Below are 17,997 nucleotides of genomic sequence, written 5' to 3' on the forward strand. Positions count from 1 at the left end.
CTCAACGCCGCTGGGCACGCCGGATGCGCGTCGGGCGATGGGGGGAATACAAATGAGCCAACTCACTCCTGAACAGCAGGACCTCATCAGGCAGCGCCTGCGGGGGACTGCGGCGGGAACTTCCGGGAGGGCGGCCCAGCCGGCCGGCATACCTCGCGCACAGGACAAGGGCATTGCGTCGTTCGCACAACGGCAGCTTTGGTTTCTTGAGCAATTGATGCCGAAAGCCCCTATGCATGTCGTCGACACGCTGTGGTCGATCAGCGGGGAGCTCGACGTGGCGGCCCTGCGGGCTTCCCTCGATGCGGTATGGCACCGGCACGACTCGCTGCGAGCGCGGTTCGAGGAGGAGGACGAAACCCTCCGGCAGATCGTCGCCGAGCCCGGACGGTTCCCCCTCGACCTCGTCGACCTCTCCGCGCCGGGCCCCGCCCCGGCCCGTGCCGAGGCGATCCGGCTCGCAGGCACGGACGCGGCCGAGGGCTTCGACCTGTCGGCCGGCCCCCTGATGCGTGCCCGCCTGTTCAAGCTCGCGCCGGATCAGCACGCCCTGATGCTCAACTTCCATCACATCGTCGTGGACGGCTGGTCGATGGGAGTGCTGTGGGGTGAACTCAGCGCCTTGTACGAGACGTTCCGCACCCCACGCCCGTCACCGCTGCCCCCGCTGCCCCTGCAGCACACCCAGTTCGCCGCGCAGGAGCGGGAGTGGATGCGCGGCGAGGAGGCGGCCGACCGGCTGCGCTTCTGGAAGGAACTGCTCGACGCCGCCCCCTCCGCGCTCGACCTGCGCACCGATCTGCCACGTCCGCGCACGCTCAGCGGTCGAGCGGGGAAGGTGGAGTTCACCGTCGACACGGACGTCGCGGAAGGGCTGCGCAGACTCGGGCGTGATCACGGCGCATCCCTGTTCATGGTGCTGCTCGCCTCCTTCGACGCGCTTCTGTCGCGGTACACCGGCAGCACCGACATCGTCACCGGCACACCCTCCTCGGGCCGCGCACGCCCCGAGCTCGAAGGTCTCATCGGATTCTTCGTCAATCTGCTGCCGTTGCGCGTCTCGTGGTCGGGCGACCCGACCTTCCTGGAACTGCTCGAAAAGGTCCGGGACGTCTCGCTCGACGCCTATGCCAATGACGGCGTGCCCTTCGAACGTATCGTGGAGGAGGTGGCCCCCACCCGTGACATCAGCCGTACCCCGCTGTGTCAGATCTGGTTCGACGGCGGGCGCGACCACACCTTCGAACAGCCCCATGGCCTCGATGTGGCGGACCTGCCCCGCGACCGGCACAGCGCGCGCATGGACCTGGAGCTGCGCATCGCCGTGGACGAGGGGGAGCTGGCGGGGCACTTCCTGTACAGCACCGATCTGTTCCTTCCGGCGACCGTGGAGCGGCTCGCGCGCCATTTGAAGACGCTGCTGCGCGCCGTGGCCACGCATCCCGAACTGCCGCTGTCGCGCCTGTCGCCGCTCGGTCACGACGAGGCGACCACGCTGATCGAGGACTGGAACGCCACCAGCACACCGGTGCCGGCCGGCGCCGAGCCGGTCGCGGCCTTCGACGCCTGGGCGGCCCGCACCCCCGATGCCGTCGCAGTGCGCTGCGGCTCGGACACCCTCACGTATCGCCAACTGCGGGACCGGGCCGACGGGTGGGCGCGGTCGCTGCGGTCGAGGGGAATCGGTCCCGAGGACATCGTGGTGCTGGCCGTGCCGCGCTCGGCGGCGACGGTGGTCGGGCTGCTCGCCGTCCTCAAGTCCGGGGCGGCATATGTACCACTGGACCTGGACCAGCCGGTGGGCCGAGTGGCCCACATCCTGACGGACTGCCGGGCGACGCTGATCCTCACGACTGCCGAGGCGATGACGGGTCTGCCCGAGACCGACACGCCGATGCTGCTGCTCGACAGCCTCGACAGCCTCGACAGCCCTGACGACCTCGTCGGCCCCGTCGGTCCCGGCAGCTCTGACATCCACGGCAGTGCGGCGATGCCCGGTTCCGCGCCCGGACCGCTGCCGGTTCCCGCGATCGAGCCCGCGCACCCGGCGTACGTGATCTACACCTCCGGCTCGACCGGCCGCCCCAAGGGCGTCGTCATTCCCCGCGCCGCCCTGGCCAATCTGCTGGGGTGCGTGGCCGAGCGACTGCGGCCCGGCCCTCAGGACCGGTTCCTCGCGATCACCACGACGGCGTTCGACATCGCGGCGGTGGAGATTCTGCTGCCGCTCTCCACGGGCGGCCAACTCCTCTTGGCCGAACCGGAGTTGCTGAAGGACGCAGGCGCGATCGCCGCCGCGGCCCGCGAGCGCGGCGCCACGCTGATGCAGGCCACACCCTCGCTCTGGCACGCCCTCGCCGAGGCGGACCCGGAGAGCCTGCGCGGGATGCGCATGCTGACCGTCGGCGAGGTTCTTTCGGCCGAACTGGGCGCCACCATGCACGCGCTCGCCGCCGACGCGACCAACTTCTACGGCCCCACCGAGACCACGATCTACTCCACGGCGAAGGTCCTGGACGGTTCCCCGGGCGCCCCGACCGTGGGAGTCCCGCTGTGGAACAACCGCGCGTACGTGCTCGACCGGCATCTGCAGCCCGTACCGCCCGGAGTCACCGGTGAGCTGTACATCGCGGGTCTCGGGCTGGCCCGCGGCTATCTCGGACGACCCGGTCTCACGTCGACGTGCTTCGTCGCCGACCCGTTCGGCGCGCCGGGGAGCCGGATGTACCGCACCGGCGACCTCGCCCGCTGGACCGCCGACGGCGAACTCGAATGCCTGGGCCGCACCGACCACCAGGTGAAGCTGCGCGGCTACCGGATCGAGCTGGGCGAGATCGAGTCCGCGGCAGCGGCGCACCCGGGCGTGGAGCGCGCGGCCGTGCGGCTGCGCCGCACCCCGGCGGGCGAGCCGGCACTCGCCGCCTATGTCGTCCCCCGCCCCGATGCCGCCGGCCTGCCCGGCCTTGAGGAACGCCAACTCGACGCCTGGCAGGCGGTGTACGACTCCCTGTACCGGGACGCCCTGCCGGCTCACGGCAAGGCGGTCGAGGACAGCTTCGCGATCTGGACCAGTGTGTACGACGGCGCCCCCATCCCTGAGGCGGAGATGGCCGAGTGGCGTGAATCCACCGTGCGCCGGATCCGCGGCCTCGCACCTCGCAGGGTCCTGGAGATCGGTGCGGGCAACGGCCTGCTGCTGTCCCGGATCGCGCCGCACTGCCAGGAGTACTGCGCCACCGACGTATCGGACGACGTGGTGGAGCGGCTGCGGCAGCTCGTCGCGGGACGCGCGGACCTCACGGGCCGCGTTCAGGTGCGCAAGCAGGCCGCGCATGTGCTCGACGGTCTGCCCGAGGGCCACTTCGACACCATCGTCCTCAACTCGGTCGTGCAGTACTTCCCCAGTGCCTCCTACCTCGCCGGCGTCATGGAGGCCCTCGTCCGGCATCTCGCGCCCGGCGGCGCCGTCTTCGTCGGCGACGTACGCAACGTGCGACTGCTGCGGACGCTGCGCACCGCCATCCGATCGCGCGACGGCGGCGACCCTCGGGAGATCGCGGCGCAGGTGGCACAGGACCTCGTCCAGGAGCGCGAACTCCTGGTCGATCCCGACTGCTTCATGTACCTGGCCCGTACGCTGCCCGCGGTGGAAGGCGTGGACATCCAGCTGCGCCGCGGCCGGACGCACAACGAGCTGACCCGCCACCGCTACGACGCGGTTCTGTACACCACGGGCGCGGAGGTCAGAGACGTGACCGAAGCCGACAGCACCGACTGGGACTCGCTGGGCTCACTCACGGCCCTGGGGGAGCGGCTCGTCGGACGACGGCCTCGCGAGCTGCGGGTGACCGGCATTCCCAACGCCCGTCTGCAGGCCGAGGCGGCCGCACTGCACGCAGTGCACGCGGACATGGGCGCACCCCGTCCCGGCGGGACGGCCGTCGACCCGGAGGACGTGTACGCCCTCGCCGACAGCCTCGGCCTCCATGCCGCCGTCACCTGGTCGGGAGCCGGCGGCGAGCACCTCTTCGACGCGGTCCTCATGGAACGCGGCGCGGCGCGGGCGACCGGCACGTACCGCTCCCCGGAGCCCCGTACCCGACGCGTCGACGAGCTGACCAACGACCCCGGGCGGCGACAGCGCGCGACGGAGCTCGCCGCATCCGTGCGGGCGAGCCTCGCCGAGTGTCTGCCCTCCTACATGGTCCCGTCGAGCATCGAGGTGCTCGATGAGCTGCCGCTCACCCCGAACGGCAAGCTCGATCTCGACGCGCTGCCCGACCCCGCTGCCCCGGCGTCCGGCGCCGGACGCGCTCCCCGCACATCGCAGGAGGCGGCGCTGTGCGAGATGTTCGCCGAGATCCTCGGGCAGCCGAGCGTGTCGGTGGACGACGACTTCTTCACACTCGGCGGTCATTCACTGCTCGCCACACGTCTCGTGAGCCGGGTGCGCGCCCGCCTCGGCCTCGATCTGCGCATCCCCGACGTGTTCGAAGCACCCACCGTTGCCGAGCTGGCCGAGCGGCTCGGACGGGCCAGGCCGTCACGGCCGGCCCTTCGGCGCGCCAGGCGCCCCGACCCCGTACCCACCGGCCCCGAGAGCGCACCTGAGGCGTCGCAGTCATGACCATGCAGACCTTTCCCTCGCTGTTCGCCGCCGCGGTGGCCGCCCGGCCGGAGGCCACCGCGGTGCGGGCCGTCGGCACCGCCCTCAGCTACGCGGAACTCGACCGCGCGTCGAGCCGCCTGGCCCACCAACTGATCGAGCGCGGCGCGGGACCCGAGAAGGTGATCGCGGTCGAGCTTCCGCGCTCTCCGCGGTGGGTGGTGACTCTGCTCGCGGTCCTCAAGTCCGGCGCCTGCTATCTGCCGGTGGACCCCACACACCACCCGGAGCGGATCGCGGCACTCCATTCGAGTGCCCGCCCCACCTTGACCATCCGCGCAGGCGCGGACGGTACGGCCCCGGACGGTGCGGCTACGGAGGGTGCGGCCCCGGACGGTACGGCTACGTACGGTGCGGCCCCGGACGTGCTCGTACTCGGCGAAGAGCCGGATGTCGCCATGGGTTACCCGGAAACGGCGCCGACCGACACCCAGCGGCGCGCCCGGCTGCTCCCCGAGCACCCCGCGTACGTCATCCACACCTCGGGTTCGACGGGGACGCCCAAGGGAGTGCAGGTCACGCACACCGGGCTCACCGATCTCCTGACGACCGCGATGGACCGCCAGGGCATCGGTCCGGGCAGCCGGGTGCTGCAGGGCGTCTCGCCGAACTTCGACGTCAGCCTCGGCGACCTCGTGACGGGCCTGCTCAGCGGCGCGACCCTCGTCCTTCCGGCATCCGGCGGACAGCCCGTCGGGAACGAACTCCTCGCCCTGCTCCGGGATCACGCTGTCACCCACCTGGCCACCACGCCGGGCGTGCTCGGTACGCTCGTGCCCACCCAGGTACCGGCGCCCCTCACCCTGACCATCGGCGGGGAGGCGCTCTCCGCCGAGATGCTCACCCTGTGGTCGGCGCACCATCAGGTTCTCCTGGCGTACGGGCCCTCGGAGGCGACGGTCCAGGTCACGCTGAGCCGCGCGGACGACGCACGCATCCCCTCGCTGGGCCGCCCCGGCGACGGGGTGCGGATCCACGTGCTCGACGCGGCGCTGCGCCGGGTGGCGGACGGGGACACCGGGGAGCTGTACATCGCGGGTCCCTGCCTGGCCCGCGGCTATCTCGGGTCCACCGCGCTGACCGCCGAACGGTTCGTCGCGGACCGCTTCGGCCCGCCCGGCACCCGCATGTACCGCTCGGGTGACCTCGTGCGGACGCTGCCCGACGGGACGCTCCAGTTCATGGGCAGGGCCGACGACCAGGTCAAGGTCCGCGGCCACCGCATTGAGCCCGCCGAGGTGGAGGCGGCCCTCGCCACGCACCCGGAGGTGCGCCAGGTCTGTGTCGTGGCACGCCCGACAGCTCTGGGGCAGCAGTTGGTCGCCTACACCGTGCCGGCCGGGGCCGCTTCACCGAGCGCCGCCGAGCTGCGGGAGTTCGTGCGCGGCCGTCTGCCCGACTACATGGTGCCGGGCATGTTCGTGGAGTTGTCCGAACTGCCGCTGAACGCCAACGGGAAGGTGGACCGCTCCGCGCTGACGGTGCCCGCCGCACCACGGACGGCGCCCCCGGTGCCGCCTCGCAACGACGCGGAGCGACACATGGCCGCGCTGTGGACGGAGATCCTCGGCGGCGCCGAACTCGGCATCGACGACGACTTCCTCGAACGGGGCGGCCACTCGTTGCAGGCCGCGCAGATCGTCTCCCGTACCCGCGAGGCGTACGGCGTGGACGTCCCGGTACGCGGCCTGTTCGACCACCCGACCGTGCGCGCGTTCACGGAGCTCGTGGCGCACGCGGGCGGCGCCACCGCACCGGCCATCGCCCCCGCCACCGGCGATCCCCAACTCTCCTTCGCACAGCAGCGGCTGTGGTTCCTGGACCAGGTCGGCACCGACTCCGCGCTCTACAACGTGCAGGGGCTGTGGCGCATCGCGGGACGCCTGGACGTCTGTGCCCTGGAGCGCGCCGTCAACGAGGTCCGGCGCCGTCACGACGTGCTGCGCAGCACCTTCGTGAGCGTGGCCGGCCTGCCACGCGTCGTCATCGGTGCGCCCGCTGACCTCCCGCTGACCTGGACGGATCTGTCGGGCCTCGACCCCGAGCGGGCCGAGACCGAAGCGCGTGCGGTGGCACGGCGCTGCGCGGGCGAGCCGTTCGACCTGGCCCGCGGCCCGTTGATGCGCACGCGGCTGATCCGTACGGACGACGCGACGCACTATCTGGCAGTGACGTTCCAGCACATCGTCGTGGACGGCTGGTCCATGAACGTGTTCTGGGCGGAGGTGTCCGCCCTCTACGACGGTTCGGCCCGGGGACGTTCCGTGCCGCTGCCCGAGCTGCCGGTGCAGTACACCGACTACGCCGCATGGCAGCGCACGATGCTGGACGACTCCGAGAACGCACGTCACCTCGCCTTCTGGCGCGCGCAGTTGGCCGGGGCTCCGGACTCCCTCGACCTGCCGACGGACCGGCCTCGTCCCAGGACGCCCTCCGGGCGCGGAGCGCAGGTGGACTTCACCGTCCCGGTCGCCGTGGCCGACGAGTTGCGTGTTCTGGGGCGCGCCCACGGCGCGAGCCTGTTCATGGTGCTGCTCGCCGGGTTCGACGTGCTGCTCGCCAAGCACAGCGCGAGCAGCGACATCGTGACCGGTTCCCCCGTCTCGGGACGAGTACGTCCTGAACTCGACGAGCTCATCGGCTTCTTCGTGAACACGATCCCGCTGCGTCTGCGCTGGTCCGGCGATCCGCACTTCACGGAGCTGCTGCGGCAGGCACGCGAGGTCACCCTGGACGCCTACGCCCACGAGGCGTACCCCTTCGAGCATGTCGTGGCGGAGCTGACCGGCGAGCGTGACCTCGGCCGCAATCCGGTGTTCCAGGTGTGGTTCGACGTCGACAGCGTCGCCGAGCCGACGCTGCCCGGCGACCTTGAGTGCGTGCCGGTGCCGATGCCCGCCCGCGTGGCCCGTTTCGACCTCGAAATGTATCTGGAGGACCGGGACGGCCTTCTCTCGGGGCGGCTCGTGCACAGCACGGATCTGTTCACCGGGGATACGGCCGCAGGGCTCGTCCGGCAGTTCGTGCGACTGCTCGCCAGCATCGCCGAGCGGGCCGACCGCCCACTGTCGCAGCTGTCGGCCCTGGACGACCGGGAGCGCGGGACGCTGCTGGTGGAATGGAACCGGGACCCGGTCGACGTGCGCACCGGCGGCAGCATCGTCGACACGTTCACCGACCAGCTGGCGCGCACCCCTGACCGCACGGCTCTCGCGGACGGCCAGGAGTCCTTGACCTACGCCGAGTTGGAAGCCCGCTCCAACCAGGTGGCCAACGCGCTCCGGGCCCGGGGGTGCGGGCCCGAGCAGGTGATCGGCGTCTGCATGAACCGCGGTGTGAACGTGTTCGTGCTCATGCTCGGCATCATGAAGGCGGGCGGCGTGTATCTCCCGCTCGATCCGATCCACCCCGCCGATCGTCTCGGTTACATGCTGGAGAGCGCGGGCGCGGGCCTGGTCGTGTACGGGTCGGGGCTCAAACAGTGCGTCGCCGGTGCTGCCGCGGCGCTGGTCGGGGCCGAGGAGTTCCTGGCGCGGGCCTGCGCGGAGCCGACGACCCGGCCCGCGCGGAAGGCCCTCCCCGGCCATCTGTCGCACGTGCTGTTCACCTCCGGCTCGACCGGCCGCCCCAAGGGCATCGGTCTGTGCGACAGCACGCTGGAGAACCTGGTGGGCTGGAAGCTGGCGGACGGTCATGGAGCCCGTCATGTCGCCCAGTTGTCGTCCATCGGTTTCGACGTCGCGCTGCAGGAGTTCTATGTGACGCTCGCGGCGGGCGGCACGCTCACCGTGATCGACGACCGCACGAGGGAGGACCTGGACCGCCTGCTCGACGTGCTCGCCGAGGAGCGCGTCCAGCGCATGTACTCCTCCCCTTCCATGCTCCAGCAGCTCGCCGCGACCTGGGCGCGGCGGGCGGACCGGCACACGCTGCCGCTGACCCTGACAGAGGTGATCGTCGGTGGTGAGGCGCTGCGTCTGACCACCGAGATCCGCGAGTTCCTGGCCGCACTCGACGGAGCGGTCCTGGAGAACCAGTACGGGCCCGCCGAGACGCACGCCGTCACGCGCCTCACCCTGGGCGGCGAACCGGCGCGGTGGCCGGCCCGCCCGCCGATCGGCACGCCGCTGCCCAATGTGGCGGTCTACGTCCTGGACGAGCGGTTGCGTCCGGTGCCCGTCGGGGTCCGTGGCGAGGTGTATCTGCGCAGCTCCGCGCTGGCCCGCGGCTACATCGGACGCCCCTCCATGACCGCGGCGCGCTACGTCGCCGACCCGTTCAGCGGCGAACCGGGCAGCCGGATGTACCGGTCCGGCGATGTGGCGCGCTGGACGACGGACGGTCGGCTGGAGTTCGCGGGCCGCACCGACGACCAGGTGAAGATCCGCGGGTTCCGCATCGAGCCGGCCGAGGTGGAGGTGGTCATCAGCACACACCCACAGGTACAGAACGCGGCCGTGCTCGTCCACCCGGGGCCGGGCGGCGGACTTCGGCTCACCGCGTACCTCGTGCCGGTGGCGGGCGGTACGGCCCCGGCCACCAAAGCGCTCAAGGACTTCCTGCGGACACTGCTGCCGGACTACATGATCCCCGTGTCGTACGTGCCCCTGCCCGAACTGCCGCTGAATCCGAACGGCAAGGTGGACCGACGGGCCCTGCCCGAGCCCGACGCGGCACACGGCGGGGGAGCCGAGGCCGAGGCGCTCGGCTCGGCGCAGGAAGAGATCATCGCGGGCATCTGGACACAGGTCCTCGCAGTCGGGCCGGTCGGCCCGCACGACAACTTCTTCGACCTGGGCGGGCATTCGCTCCTCGCCACCCAGGTGGTGTCCCGCGTACGCGAGGCCTTCGCGGTCACGCTGCCCGTCCGTGCCCTCTTCGAGAACCCGACCGTCGCCCTGCTCGCGCAGAAGGTCGAGGAGGTGATCACGGCGGAGGTGCTGGGCATGACGGCGCAGGAGATGGCGCGCTTCACCTCCGCCGACGACGGACCGGGCGACACCGCGCCCTCCTCCTGACCGCTTCACCCGGCTCATCCCCGTGCGCGCACATGTCCCCTACCGGAAGCAGGTTAAGCATGTCGCTCGGCGCCGCTCCAGGACGCGTCGTCATCAAGATCGGGACGTCCTCCCTCATGTCGGAGGGACGCCCCGACCCGGCCAAATTGGACGCGCTCGCGGACGCGGTGGTGCAGCTGCGCGCCGACGGCGTGCAGCCGGTACTCATCGCGTCCGGAGCCATCGCCGCGGGTGACGCGCTGCTGCTCACGCCCATCGGCGAACGGCCGGCCCACAGCCGCCAGCTCGCCGCCGCTGTCGGACAAGGAGTGCTGTTCGACGCATGCCGCCAGGCCCTGGCCCACCGTGGACTCCTCGCGGCGCAGATCCTCCTGACGCCGCCCGACCTCACGCACTCCGAGCACCGCGACAGCGCCCGCGCCGTGGTCGAGGAGAGCCTGGCGAGCGGGCTCGTACCGGTGGTGAACGAGAACGACGCCGTCATGGTCCGCAACAACGATGTGCTCGCGGCGCTGCTCGCCGCGGCGCTCGGCGCGGCGAGGCTGGTCCTGCTGACGGATGTGCCGGGACTGTTCGAGAGCGATCCGCGGCGCGACGCCGACGCCCGGCTCATCCCCGAAGTGCTCGCCATGACCCCGGAGGTGGAGCGCCTCGCCGGTCTGGCCGCGCAAGGGCTCGGCACCGGCGGAATGCCCGCGAAGCTGTGCGCGGCGTGGATCGCCTCCATGGCCGGTGTCCCCACCGTCATCGCGGGAGCCGACAGCCCCGACGTCGTGGTGCGCGCGGTGGTCGGGAAGCCCGTCGGCACACTCGTCCACCCGCGTACGCCGGACAAGGAGCTTGACCTCGGCCGACTGTGGCGGGCCCTGGGCGCGCCACCTGCGGGCCGGGTCGTGTGCCGCCCCGAGGCGGTCGCCGCCGTGCGCGACGGCAGGCCGCTGACGCTCGGTCACAGCATCGCGGGCGAGGGCGCCTTCACCGCGAACGCCGTGGTCGATGTGCTCGTGCCCGGTCAGGGCGTCATCGCCCGCGGCCGCGCCAGTACGGCGTGCGACACGATCACGGGCATGCGCCAGCCCACTGGGACCACCGTCATCCATCACGTCGACTACATCAGTTTTCTGGAGGCCTGAGATGTCCGTACCTGTCAATGAGATCTGCCGCCGTGCCTACGAGGCGTCGCTGGTCGTGAAGGAACTGACGACCGAGGTCAAGGACCGGGTGCTCCTGGAGATGGCCGAAGCCATCGACACGGCCGCGGCCCGGCTGCAGGAGGCCAATCAGCTCGACGTCGCCGCCGCCCGCGAGGCCGGCACCTCGGCGACCCTGATCGACCGGCTGACCCTCACCGACACACGCATCGCCGGCATGACGAAGGCGATCCGCACGATCGTCGACCTGCCCGACCCCGTCGGCGCGGTGGTGCAGGGCTGGACCCGGCCCAACGGCCTCCAGATCGAGCAGGTCCGCGAGCCCCTCGGCGTGGTCGCCGTGATCTACGAGGCGCGGCCCAACGTCACGGCCGACGTCGCGGCCCTGTGCCTGAAGACGGGCAACGCGGCGGTCCTGCGCGGCTCGTCGATCGCACAGCACACCAACGCCGCCATCGCCGATGTCCTCACGGAGGTCCTGCGGCGGCAGGAGGACGTGCCCGACGACGCGGTGCAGCTCGTCCGCGACACATCGCGTGAGGCGGCCCTGGAGCTGCTGCGCGCCGACGAGTACCTCGATCTGCTGGTGCCCCGCGGCGGCCCCGGCCTGATCAAGACGGTGCAGGACAACGCGACGGTACCGACCGTCATCGACGGCGACGGCAACTGCCACGTGTACGTGGACGCGACAGCGGACCCGGCCATGGCGACGGACATCGTGGTCAACGGCAAGACGTCCCGCCCCAGCGTGTGCAACGCCGTGGAGACACTCCTCGTCCACGCCGACCTGGCGGCGGACTGGCTGCCCAAGACCCTCGACGCGCTGCGGGATCTGGGCGTCGAGATCCGCGGCGACGACCGCACCCGCAGGGCGTGGCCCGCTGCCGTGGAGGCGCGGGAAGCCGACTGGGAGACGGAGTATCTGGACCTGGTGCTCGCGGTGAAGGTCGTCGACAGCCTCGACGACGCCCTGGCCCACATCAACCGCTACGGAACGCGCAACGCCGAGGGCATCGTGGCACAGGACATCGCGGTGGCACGGCGCTTCGCCCGCGCGATCGACTCCGGCAGCGTCTTCGTGAACACGTCCACGCGCTACTCCGACGGCGGCGAGTTCGGCTACGGCGTCGAGATCGGCGTCTCCACGCAGAAGCTGCACGCCCGCGGTCCGATGGGCCTGGAGTCCCTGACCTGTGTCAAGAACGTCGTCTGGGGAAGCGGGCAGGTCCGTGTTCTCTGAGACCCCACTGCTGCCGCCGCGGCACTCCAGCCTGCTCGACGGGATCTCGGAGGCGTCATCGATCCGGCTCAACAACCGGATCTACGAACTCCAGGAAGCCGGCCGGGACATCATCACGCTCTCCCTGGGAGAGGCGTTCTTCGACATCCCCCTGCCGTCATTCGAAGGGCTGCCCGCCCAGAAGATCCATCACTACTCCCACTCCCGGGGCGTGCCACTGCTGCGCGAGAAGCTGGCCGCGTACCAGCAGGAGATCTCCACCGCCCCGGTCGACGCGGCCCAGGAGATCCTGGTGACCGCCGGGTCCAAAGCGGCGATCTACATGGCGCTCACCGCGCTGCTCGAACCGGGCGACGAGGTGATCATCCCGGAGCCGCTGTGGGTGAGCTATCCCGACCAGGTGCGCCTCGCCCGTGCCGTGCCGGTGATGACGCCCTGGTACGAGTCCGTGGAGGAGCTCGGCGCCCGCATCACGCCGCGCACCAAGGCGGTCATCGTCAACAATCCCCACAACCCCACCGGTCGCCGCCTGAGCGCCGATCAGCTGCGGGGCCTGCACCGGCTGGCCGACCAGCACGGTCTGTTCCTCATCGCCGACGAGGCCTACCACGAGTTCGTGCCCGCCGGTGAGCGCTTCGTCTCGGCTCTTGAGCACGACCCGGACAAGCGGCACACCATCGTGTGCAACTCGATGTCGAAGAATTACGGGATCTCGGGCTGGCGGATCGGCTATCTGGTCGCGGGAGCGTCCCTGCTCTCGCAGATCATCAAGATCCAGCAGCATCTCGTCACGTGCGCACCGACGATTCTGAGCTACTACCTCGCCGAGCACTTCGAATCCGTCCTGGAGCGCACCAGGCCGCAGATCCGGAGGGTGGTGGAAACCCGCAACCGTATGGGCCGGCTCCTCGCCGACCGGGGCGTCGACTGCCTCGAAGGGGACGCCACCTTCTATCTGTTCGCCTCGCTCGGCGGCTCGAAGCTCAACTCCGATGACTTCGCCCATGAGTTGCTCGTACGGCACGGGGTCGGAGTGGTACCGGGCTCGGGCTACGGCGCCTCGTGCGACCGGTTCGTACGGATCGCGGTCGGCGCGGAGAGCGAGGAGCGCCTGGTACGTGGGGTCTCCGCGGTGGCCACCCTGATCGAGGAGACCCGGTGAGCGGGGCGGCCCACCCGACGCTCGCGTTCATCGGCTGCGGCCGCATCACCCGCGCCCTGGTGCAGGGCCTCGTCGGCGCCGGACACCCCGCGCACCTGCTGCGCGGGGTGTCCCGCAGCGGGGCCGGGGCCCTGGCGCTGAGCCGGGAGTTCGGCATCACCGCGGTGGACGGGAGCGCCGGCGCGGTGCGGGGCGCCGACGTCGTGGTGCTCGCCGTGCATCCGCACCAGACACCTGAGGCCCTCGCCGCCCTGTCCGGCCTGCTCGGCCCGGAACAGACGCTGCTGTCACTGGTGGCGTCATGGCGAACGGAGGCCGTCGCGGCACCCCTGCCCGGTGTGCCGGTGGTGCGGGCCGTGCCGAATGTCGGAGTGGCGGTGCGCGCGGGGGCCACCGTGTTCTCGGCCGGCCCCCATACCGACGCGTCCCGGCTGCGTGCCGTGGAGCAGCTGTTCGCACCGCTGGGAGAGACGCTCACCGTCGCCGAGGAACTGCTGGAGACGGTGAGCGCGGTGTCCGGGGCGGGCCCGGCGCTGGTCGCGCACTTCGCGCGGTCGCTCGCCGGGGCGGGCGTGGCTCAGGGACTCGACGAGCGGACGGCAGCGGTCCTCGCCGCCCACGCGGTCCGCAGCACCGGAGCGCTGCTCGCCCAGGACGCGGTGACCGTGGACGCGGTCATCGACTCCGTAGCCTCGCCGGGCGGCATGACGGAGGCCGCGTTGCGTGTGCTCGACGCGGACGAGGTGCCTGCCGCCGCGCGGCGCGCCGTGGACGCCGCGGTGCGGCTGTCGATGGGACGGCTGGCCCGTGCGTGACCAGGGAACGCGGCCGGAGGGCAGGGCGGGCTTCATGGGCGGACTGCGCAGATCACTTGCCGCCACCGTGTGCTGCGCGTCGTGCGTGGCCGCGCTGGCACGGGGGCACACCCCACGCCCGCACAGCGGCTCCGCGGCGGACCGGACGCCCGGGACCGGTCCGGAACCCGTCTGAACCGCGCGCCGGATTTCGCGCGAGTGCGCTGAGCGCTGCCCGGAGCGGGAGCAGGATGGGCTCCCGCTCCGGGGCGCGGTGGAGAGGCTGGATACGGGGATCGGAGGCGGGACGGGCCTCCCGCCCGAAGGGGCCCGCCGATCGGCGCCGATTCGCGAGCGGCCCGATCGAGGAGAGGCCGCCGGGCAACCCGCACACCCGTATCCCCGCGGTCAGCGAACTCCGGCCAACTCCACCTGATCGCTCTGCGCGGCGCGCATCAGGTGCCCGTGGTACTTCGCGCACAGGTCTGCCGACGCTTCGTCCGCGATCCGTTGCGGCCGGACGGGCAGGAAGCCGCAGTCCGCGCCCTTCAGGTACGCCACGTAGTGGTCCAGCCCCGAGGTGAACTTCCGGACGTCGCGGACGAGGGACCGCAGGAGAACCCTGTGCCTCGCCCGCAGCGACGGGCACAGATCGAGGATGCTGCGATGCCAGTTGTCGCACTCGTTGACTCCACACGCGTCGACGAGCTTGACGAACGCGACCTGTCCTTCGTCCCGCACATCGACCGAGCCGTTCGCCGCCTTCAGCCATGCCGTCATCTCGCGGGCCATGGCGACGTAGTCGCAGCAGTCGCAGGCCACCTGCAACTCGGGGTCGGCCACGACGGTGGAGAGATACGCGCGCTGCGTCCGCAGCAGCGCGGACAGGCTGTCGGAGTCCCGCCAACTCGTCGCCAGTTCGGCCTGCGTACGTTCCGGCAGCCCCCGGAACACGAACCGGTGCCGCTGTCCCAGCCAGACGTAGTGGCTCCACAGGGCCCACGCATCCGTCTCGGACCGGGACCACGAGTCGTCGCTGATGCGCTCCACGGCCCATTCGATCGCACCCCGCGCACCGGACTCGCAGAGGGTGTCGAGGAGATTGCGCTCCCCGCACATGGCCTCGTCCACCATGTCGACGCTACTGCAGATGATCATCACCCCGAGGCGGGCGACCACGCTCCGCGCGAACTCGTCGCAGTCGGCTTCGACGTCGCCGAGGATTCCGAAGTTGACGAGTTCGGAGCCCAGCAGGACCGGGAGCGGGTCCACCCCGGCGGGGAGAGCCGCGTCGCACAGCCAGTGGGCGTCCACCCGCCCACCGGAGTCCACACCCTGACTGAGTCCGAGGCACACCACTTCTTCCGCGTCACGCACCCGGCCCGGCAGCGTCGTCGCCCGCTGCACCTTCAGCCAGTCCGCGTACTCGTAATGGTCTCCGCCCTGGTAGTCGCATGCCCAGCCGAGGCCCAGCCTCGATGCCGCCCAAAGGTCCGATCGGTCGCGGGCGAGCGGGAATCCGCTGGTCAGTACCAGGATCGCGCACTCGCCGACATGGTCGTCGCACAGCTCCGGGGCGGGCCGCAGGAACGGGTTCCTGCCGAGCAGCGAAAGCTCTTCGCCACCTCCTGGATTCTCGAAATGGTTTCCTCGATGCCATTCCCGCAACACATCGCCCACCACCTTGAGGACGCTTCCCAGAATCGCCGCTTTGGTGATCCCGGCAGCACCCTTGTGTTCGTCCTTCAGCAGGCCGTCCATGTAAGCGCCGCGACTTGCCTTCTCGGGGATTCTCGCGGCCCTGTACGCGGTGGACAGCCAGCGGCCGCCACATGCCGCGCACATCGCTTCCCGCCCATGGCCGCAGCCGCAGAGCGCGGACGGCGATGCCGGAACGTGCGCACCGAGCGCCGCGAAATACTTATAGGCCACACGGATCAGGGATTCGACATCGGCGATCTCGCCCAGAGGAGCCGCGAATTGTTCGGGGAACCCTTCCGCTTGCCTTCCTTCGTGCGCGCATACGGCGAAAATCGGCCAACTCTGATGACTCATATCTGCTACCACCCGGAAATTTCGGCCTTCCAAATGCGCCTGCCGGTACGTTGACCACCGCATGCGTCATTGCTCCCGGGGGCGGCACTGTGCCGACGACAGCCCGGGAGGGCCGACAGACAGTGTGAGATTGCGCCCGCCGATCTGACCAGGCGTGACCTAGGTGCTGAAAGATCGAACTACGGCGCGCCACCCGCGCGCTCCCCCTGCGCCACCTCGGCCCGCAGTTGCTCCCGAGGGCTCAGGGCGCATCCCCTGGACCGGGCAGCCGTGCCTGGTGCGGATGGGTGCGGAGTCCGTCGAGAATGATCGCCAGATAACGTCGCCACGCCTCGGACGGGTGTTCGGCGGGCAGGGACATGATGGCGTCGATCATCGCGGCGATCGGCGCGAGGTCGGCCTCGGTGATCCCGTCGCGCAGCGAGCCCTGGGTGCGGGCCCGCGCCACGAGCTGCTCGCAGTGCGAGGTGATCTCCCGCCGGGCTCGGGCCAGGCCGGCGCCTTCGACGGTGCCGTGGCGCATCAGCTCGCGCAGCCCGCGGTTGTGCGCGGCCCGTGCCAGGGCCCGCTCAAGGAAGCCGGCCAGGGCGGCGAAGGCGTCGCGCCCGGCCCGAGCCTCTTGCGCCATCGCCGCGATCTCGTCGAGCTCCTCGCCGAAAACGGCCTCCGCGAGCGCCTGTTTGTCGGGAAACTTCCGGTAGACGGTGCCGACTCCGAGGCCGGCGTGGTGCGCGACATCGTTGAGCGTGGCCTGAAGGCCGCGCGCGGCGAAGACCTCGCGCCCGGCCCGGAGGATGCGCCGGCGGTTGAGCTCGGCATCCCGCCTCAGCGGGCGTCCCGCCGTCACGGCGGGTTCCTCGTCCTCCCTCTGCCTGCCCATGAACGGCTCCTTCCGTCGGTGTAGCCCCATTGAACCGGATGCAGCATATCCGGTTCGTGGTACGGTCCCCGCATAAGCGGATACAGCATATCCGCATAGTGGTTCCGTGAGATCGGGCCGCGTGTCCGTCACGCGGCCCGGAGGGAAGGGGAGTCGGGGATGCGGACCGTGGTCATCACTGGAGGAACCGACGGGCTCGGCAAAGGGCTCGCTCTGCACTACCTGCGCCGAGGAGCGCGCGTACTCGCTGTGGGCAGCACACCCGCGAAGGGCGAGGCCCTGCTGGCGGAGGCGGCGGCCCTTTCGGCCGGTGACCGCGTCACCTTCCTGCGGGCCGACCTGACCTCGGTCGCGGCGGCCGAGGAACTCGTCGCCACGATCGAGAGCACCCGCACCTCGGTGGACACGCTGATCCTGTGCGCCCAGCGGTACCGGCTCTCCGGCCCCCGCACCGTCACCCGCGAAGGGTTCGAGCACAGCTTCGCCCTCGCCTATCTGAGCCGGTACGTCCTCGGCCACGGCCTGCGCACGGCGCTGGAGTCCGCACCACGGCCGGTCATCATGAACGTCGGCACCCCCGGCGTCCCCCTGGGCCGGATCCGCTGGGACGACCTGCAACTGACGCGCCACTACAGCGGCACCAGGGCCACCCTGCAGTCGTTCCGCGCCAACGACCTGCTCGGCACGGCCTTCGCCACCGTGTACGCCGGCACCCCCATCCGCTACATCGGCTACAACCCCGGGGTCGTGGCGACCGGCATGCCCGACCATCTTCCACAACCGCTGCGCACCCTCACCAAGGCGTCCTTCGCCCTGCTCGCCACCTCCGTGGCGAAGGCCGTCACACCCATGGCCCGCCTCCTGGACGAACCGCCGGCCGAACGCTTCACCGCCTACCGCGTCACTCGTCGACTGCCGCTGAAGGGGCCGTCGTTCGACCCGGACGCCGCACTGCGTCTGCACCGCCTCACCCAGGATCTGGTACGCGATCGGAGCGCGTAGTCATCGCGGCGGCCCAGCAACCTTGTGCA

General features: G+C 71.0%; 10 protein-coding genes. 8 read left to right on the forward strand and 2 right to left on the reverse strand.

What is annotated here, in order from left to right:
- Positions 1-52: 52 nt before the first annotated feature.
- Genes A6A29_RS18595 through A6A29_RS44800 form a run of 6 tightly spaced genes read left to right on the forward strand, consistent with a single transcriptional unit; the run spans position 53 to position 14,052 of the window.
- Complete coding sequence (locus tag A6A29_RS18595; RefSeq protein WP_073721219.1) at positions 53-4,627, forward strand: non-ribosomal peptide synthetase; 4,575 nt, start codon at positions 53-55, stop codon at positions 4,625-4,627.
- Entirely contained in the window at positions 4,624-9,684 is a 5,061-nt protein-coding gene (locus A6A29_RS18600) for a non-ribosomal peptide synthetase (protein ID WP_073721220.1), read from the forward strand. The genes A6A29_RS18595 and A6A29_RS18600 overlap by 4 nt, the downstream gene beginning before the upstream one ends.
- Positions 9,685-9,743: 59 nt before the next feature.
- Positions 9,744-10,817 (forward strand): glutamate 5-kinase, encoded by a 1,074-nt coding sequence (gene proB, locus A6A29_RS18605; protein WP_073721221.1) that lies wholly within the window; start codon positions 9,744-9,746, stop codon positions 10,815-10,817.
- A gap of 1 nt (position 10,818) precedes the next feature.
- Positions 10,819-12,075, forward strand: coding sequence for a glutamate-5-semialdehyde dehydrogenase (locus tag A6A29_RS18610; RefSeq protein WP_073721222.1), 1,257 nt, complete (start codon positions 10,819-10,821; stop codon positions 12,073-12,075).
- A complete protein-coding gene (locus tag A6A29_RS18615; RefSeq protein WP_073721223.1) occupies positions 12,065-13,237 on the forward strand; it encodes a pyridoxal phosphate-dependent aminotransferase in 1,173 nt (390 codons plus the stop codon). Before A6A29_RS18610 ends, A6A29_RS18615 begins: the two co-directional genes overlap by 11 nt.
- On the forward strand, positions 13,234-14,052 hold the full coding sequence (locus tag A6A29_RS44800) for a pyrroline-5-carboxylate reductase family protein (RefSeq protein ID WP_073721224.1): 819 nt from the start codon (positions 13,234-13,236) through the stop codon (positions 14,050-14,052). The genes A6A29_RS18615 and A6A29_RS44800 overlap by 4 nt, the downstream gene beginning before the upstream one ends.
- A gap of 387 nt (positions 14,053-14,439) precedes the next feature.
- Here the strand turns inward: A6A29_RS44800 and A6A29_RS18625 are convergent, their stop codons facing one another.
- The gene (locus A6A29_RS18625) at positions 14,440-15,792 is read right to left on the reverse strand and encodes a hypothetical protein (protein ID WP_073721225.1); all 1,353 of its coding nucleotides are present in this window, start codon (positions 15,790-15,792) and stop codon (positions 14,440-14,442) included.
- 96 nt (positions 15,793-15,888) lie between these two features.
- Between A6A29_RS18625 and A6A29_RS44805 the strand changes: the two genes are divergently transcribed.
- Entirely contained in the window at positions 15,889-16,140 is a 252-nt protein-coding gene (locus A6A29_RS44805; protein ID WP_143197006.1) for a hypothetical protein, read from the forward strand.
- A 187-nt stretch (positions 16,141-16,327) separates the two neighbouring features.
- Here the strand turns inward: A6A29_RS44805 and A6A29_RS18630 are convergent, their stop codons facing one another.
- Positions 16,328-16,966 carry a TetR/AcrR family transcriptional regulator gene (locus A6A29_RS18630; protein WP_073721226.1) on the reverse strand — a complete coding sequence of 213 codons (639 nt, stop codon included), beginning with the start codon at positions 16,964-16,966 and terminating at the stop codon, positions 16,328-16,330.
- 159 nt (positions 16,967-17,125) lie between these two features.
- Between A6A29_RS18630 and A6A29_RS18635 the strand changes: the two genes are divergently transcribed.
- Positions 17,126-17,968: an SDR family NAD(P)-dependent oxidoreductase gene (locus A6A29_RS18635; RefSeq protein ID WP_073721227.1), complete on the forward strand. Its 843-nt coding sequence runs from the start codon at positions 17,126-17,128 to the stop codon at positions 17,966-17,968.
- Positions 17,969-17,997 lie beyond the last annotated feature (29 nt).

The organism is Streptomyces sp. TSRI0281, from assembly GCF_001905125.1.
In the GTDB taxonomy this organism is placed as follows: domain Bacteria; phylum Actinomycetota; class Actinomycetes; order Streptomycetales; family Streptomycetaceae; genus Streptomyces.

Bases quoted from the DNA above. Each gene is read 5' to 3' on its own strand.
- A6A29_RS18595 (WP_073721219.1), top strand. From the start codon at position 53: ATGAGCCAACTCACTCCTGAACAGCAGGACCTCATCAGGCAGCGCCTG.
- A6A29_RS18600 (WP_073721220.1), top strand. From the start codon at position 4,624: ATGACCATGCAGACCTTTCCCTCGCTGTTCGCCGCCGCGGTGGCCGCC.
- proB (WP_073721221.1), top strand. From the start codon at position 9,744: ATGTCGCTCGGCGCCGCTCCAGGACGCGTCGTCATCAAGATCGGGACG.
- A6A29_RS18610 (WP_073721222.1), top strand. From the start codon at position 10,819: ATGTCCGTACCTGTCAATGAGATCTGCCGCCGTGCCTACGAGGCGTCG.
- A6A29_RS18625 (WP_073721225.1), bottom strand. From the start codon at position 15,792: ATGGACGGCCTGCTGAAGGACGAACACAAGGGTGCTGCCGGGATCACC.
- A6A29_RS44805 (WP_143197006.1), top strand. From the start codon at position 15,889: ATGGCCGCAGCCGCAGAGCGCGGACGGCGATGCCGGAACGTGCGCACC.
- A6A29_RS18630 (WP_073721226.1), bottom strand. From the start codon at position 16,966: ATGGGCAGGCAGAGGGAGGACGAGGAACCCGCCGTGACGGCGGGACGC.
- A6A29_RS18635 (WP_073721227.1), top strand. From the start codon at position 17,126: ATGCGGACCGTGGTCATCACTGGAGGAACCGACGGGCTCGGCAAAGGG.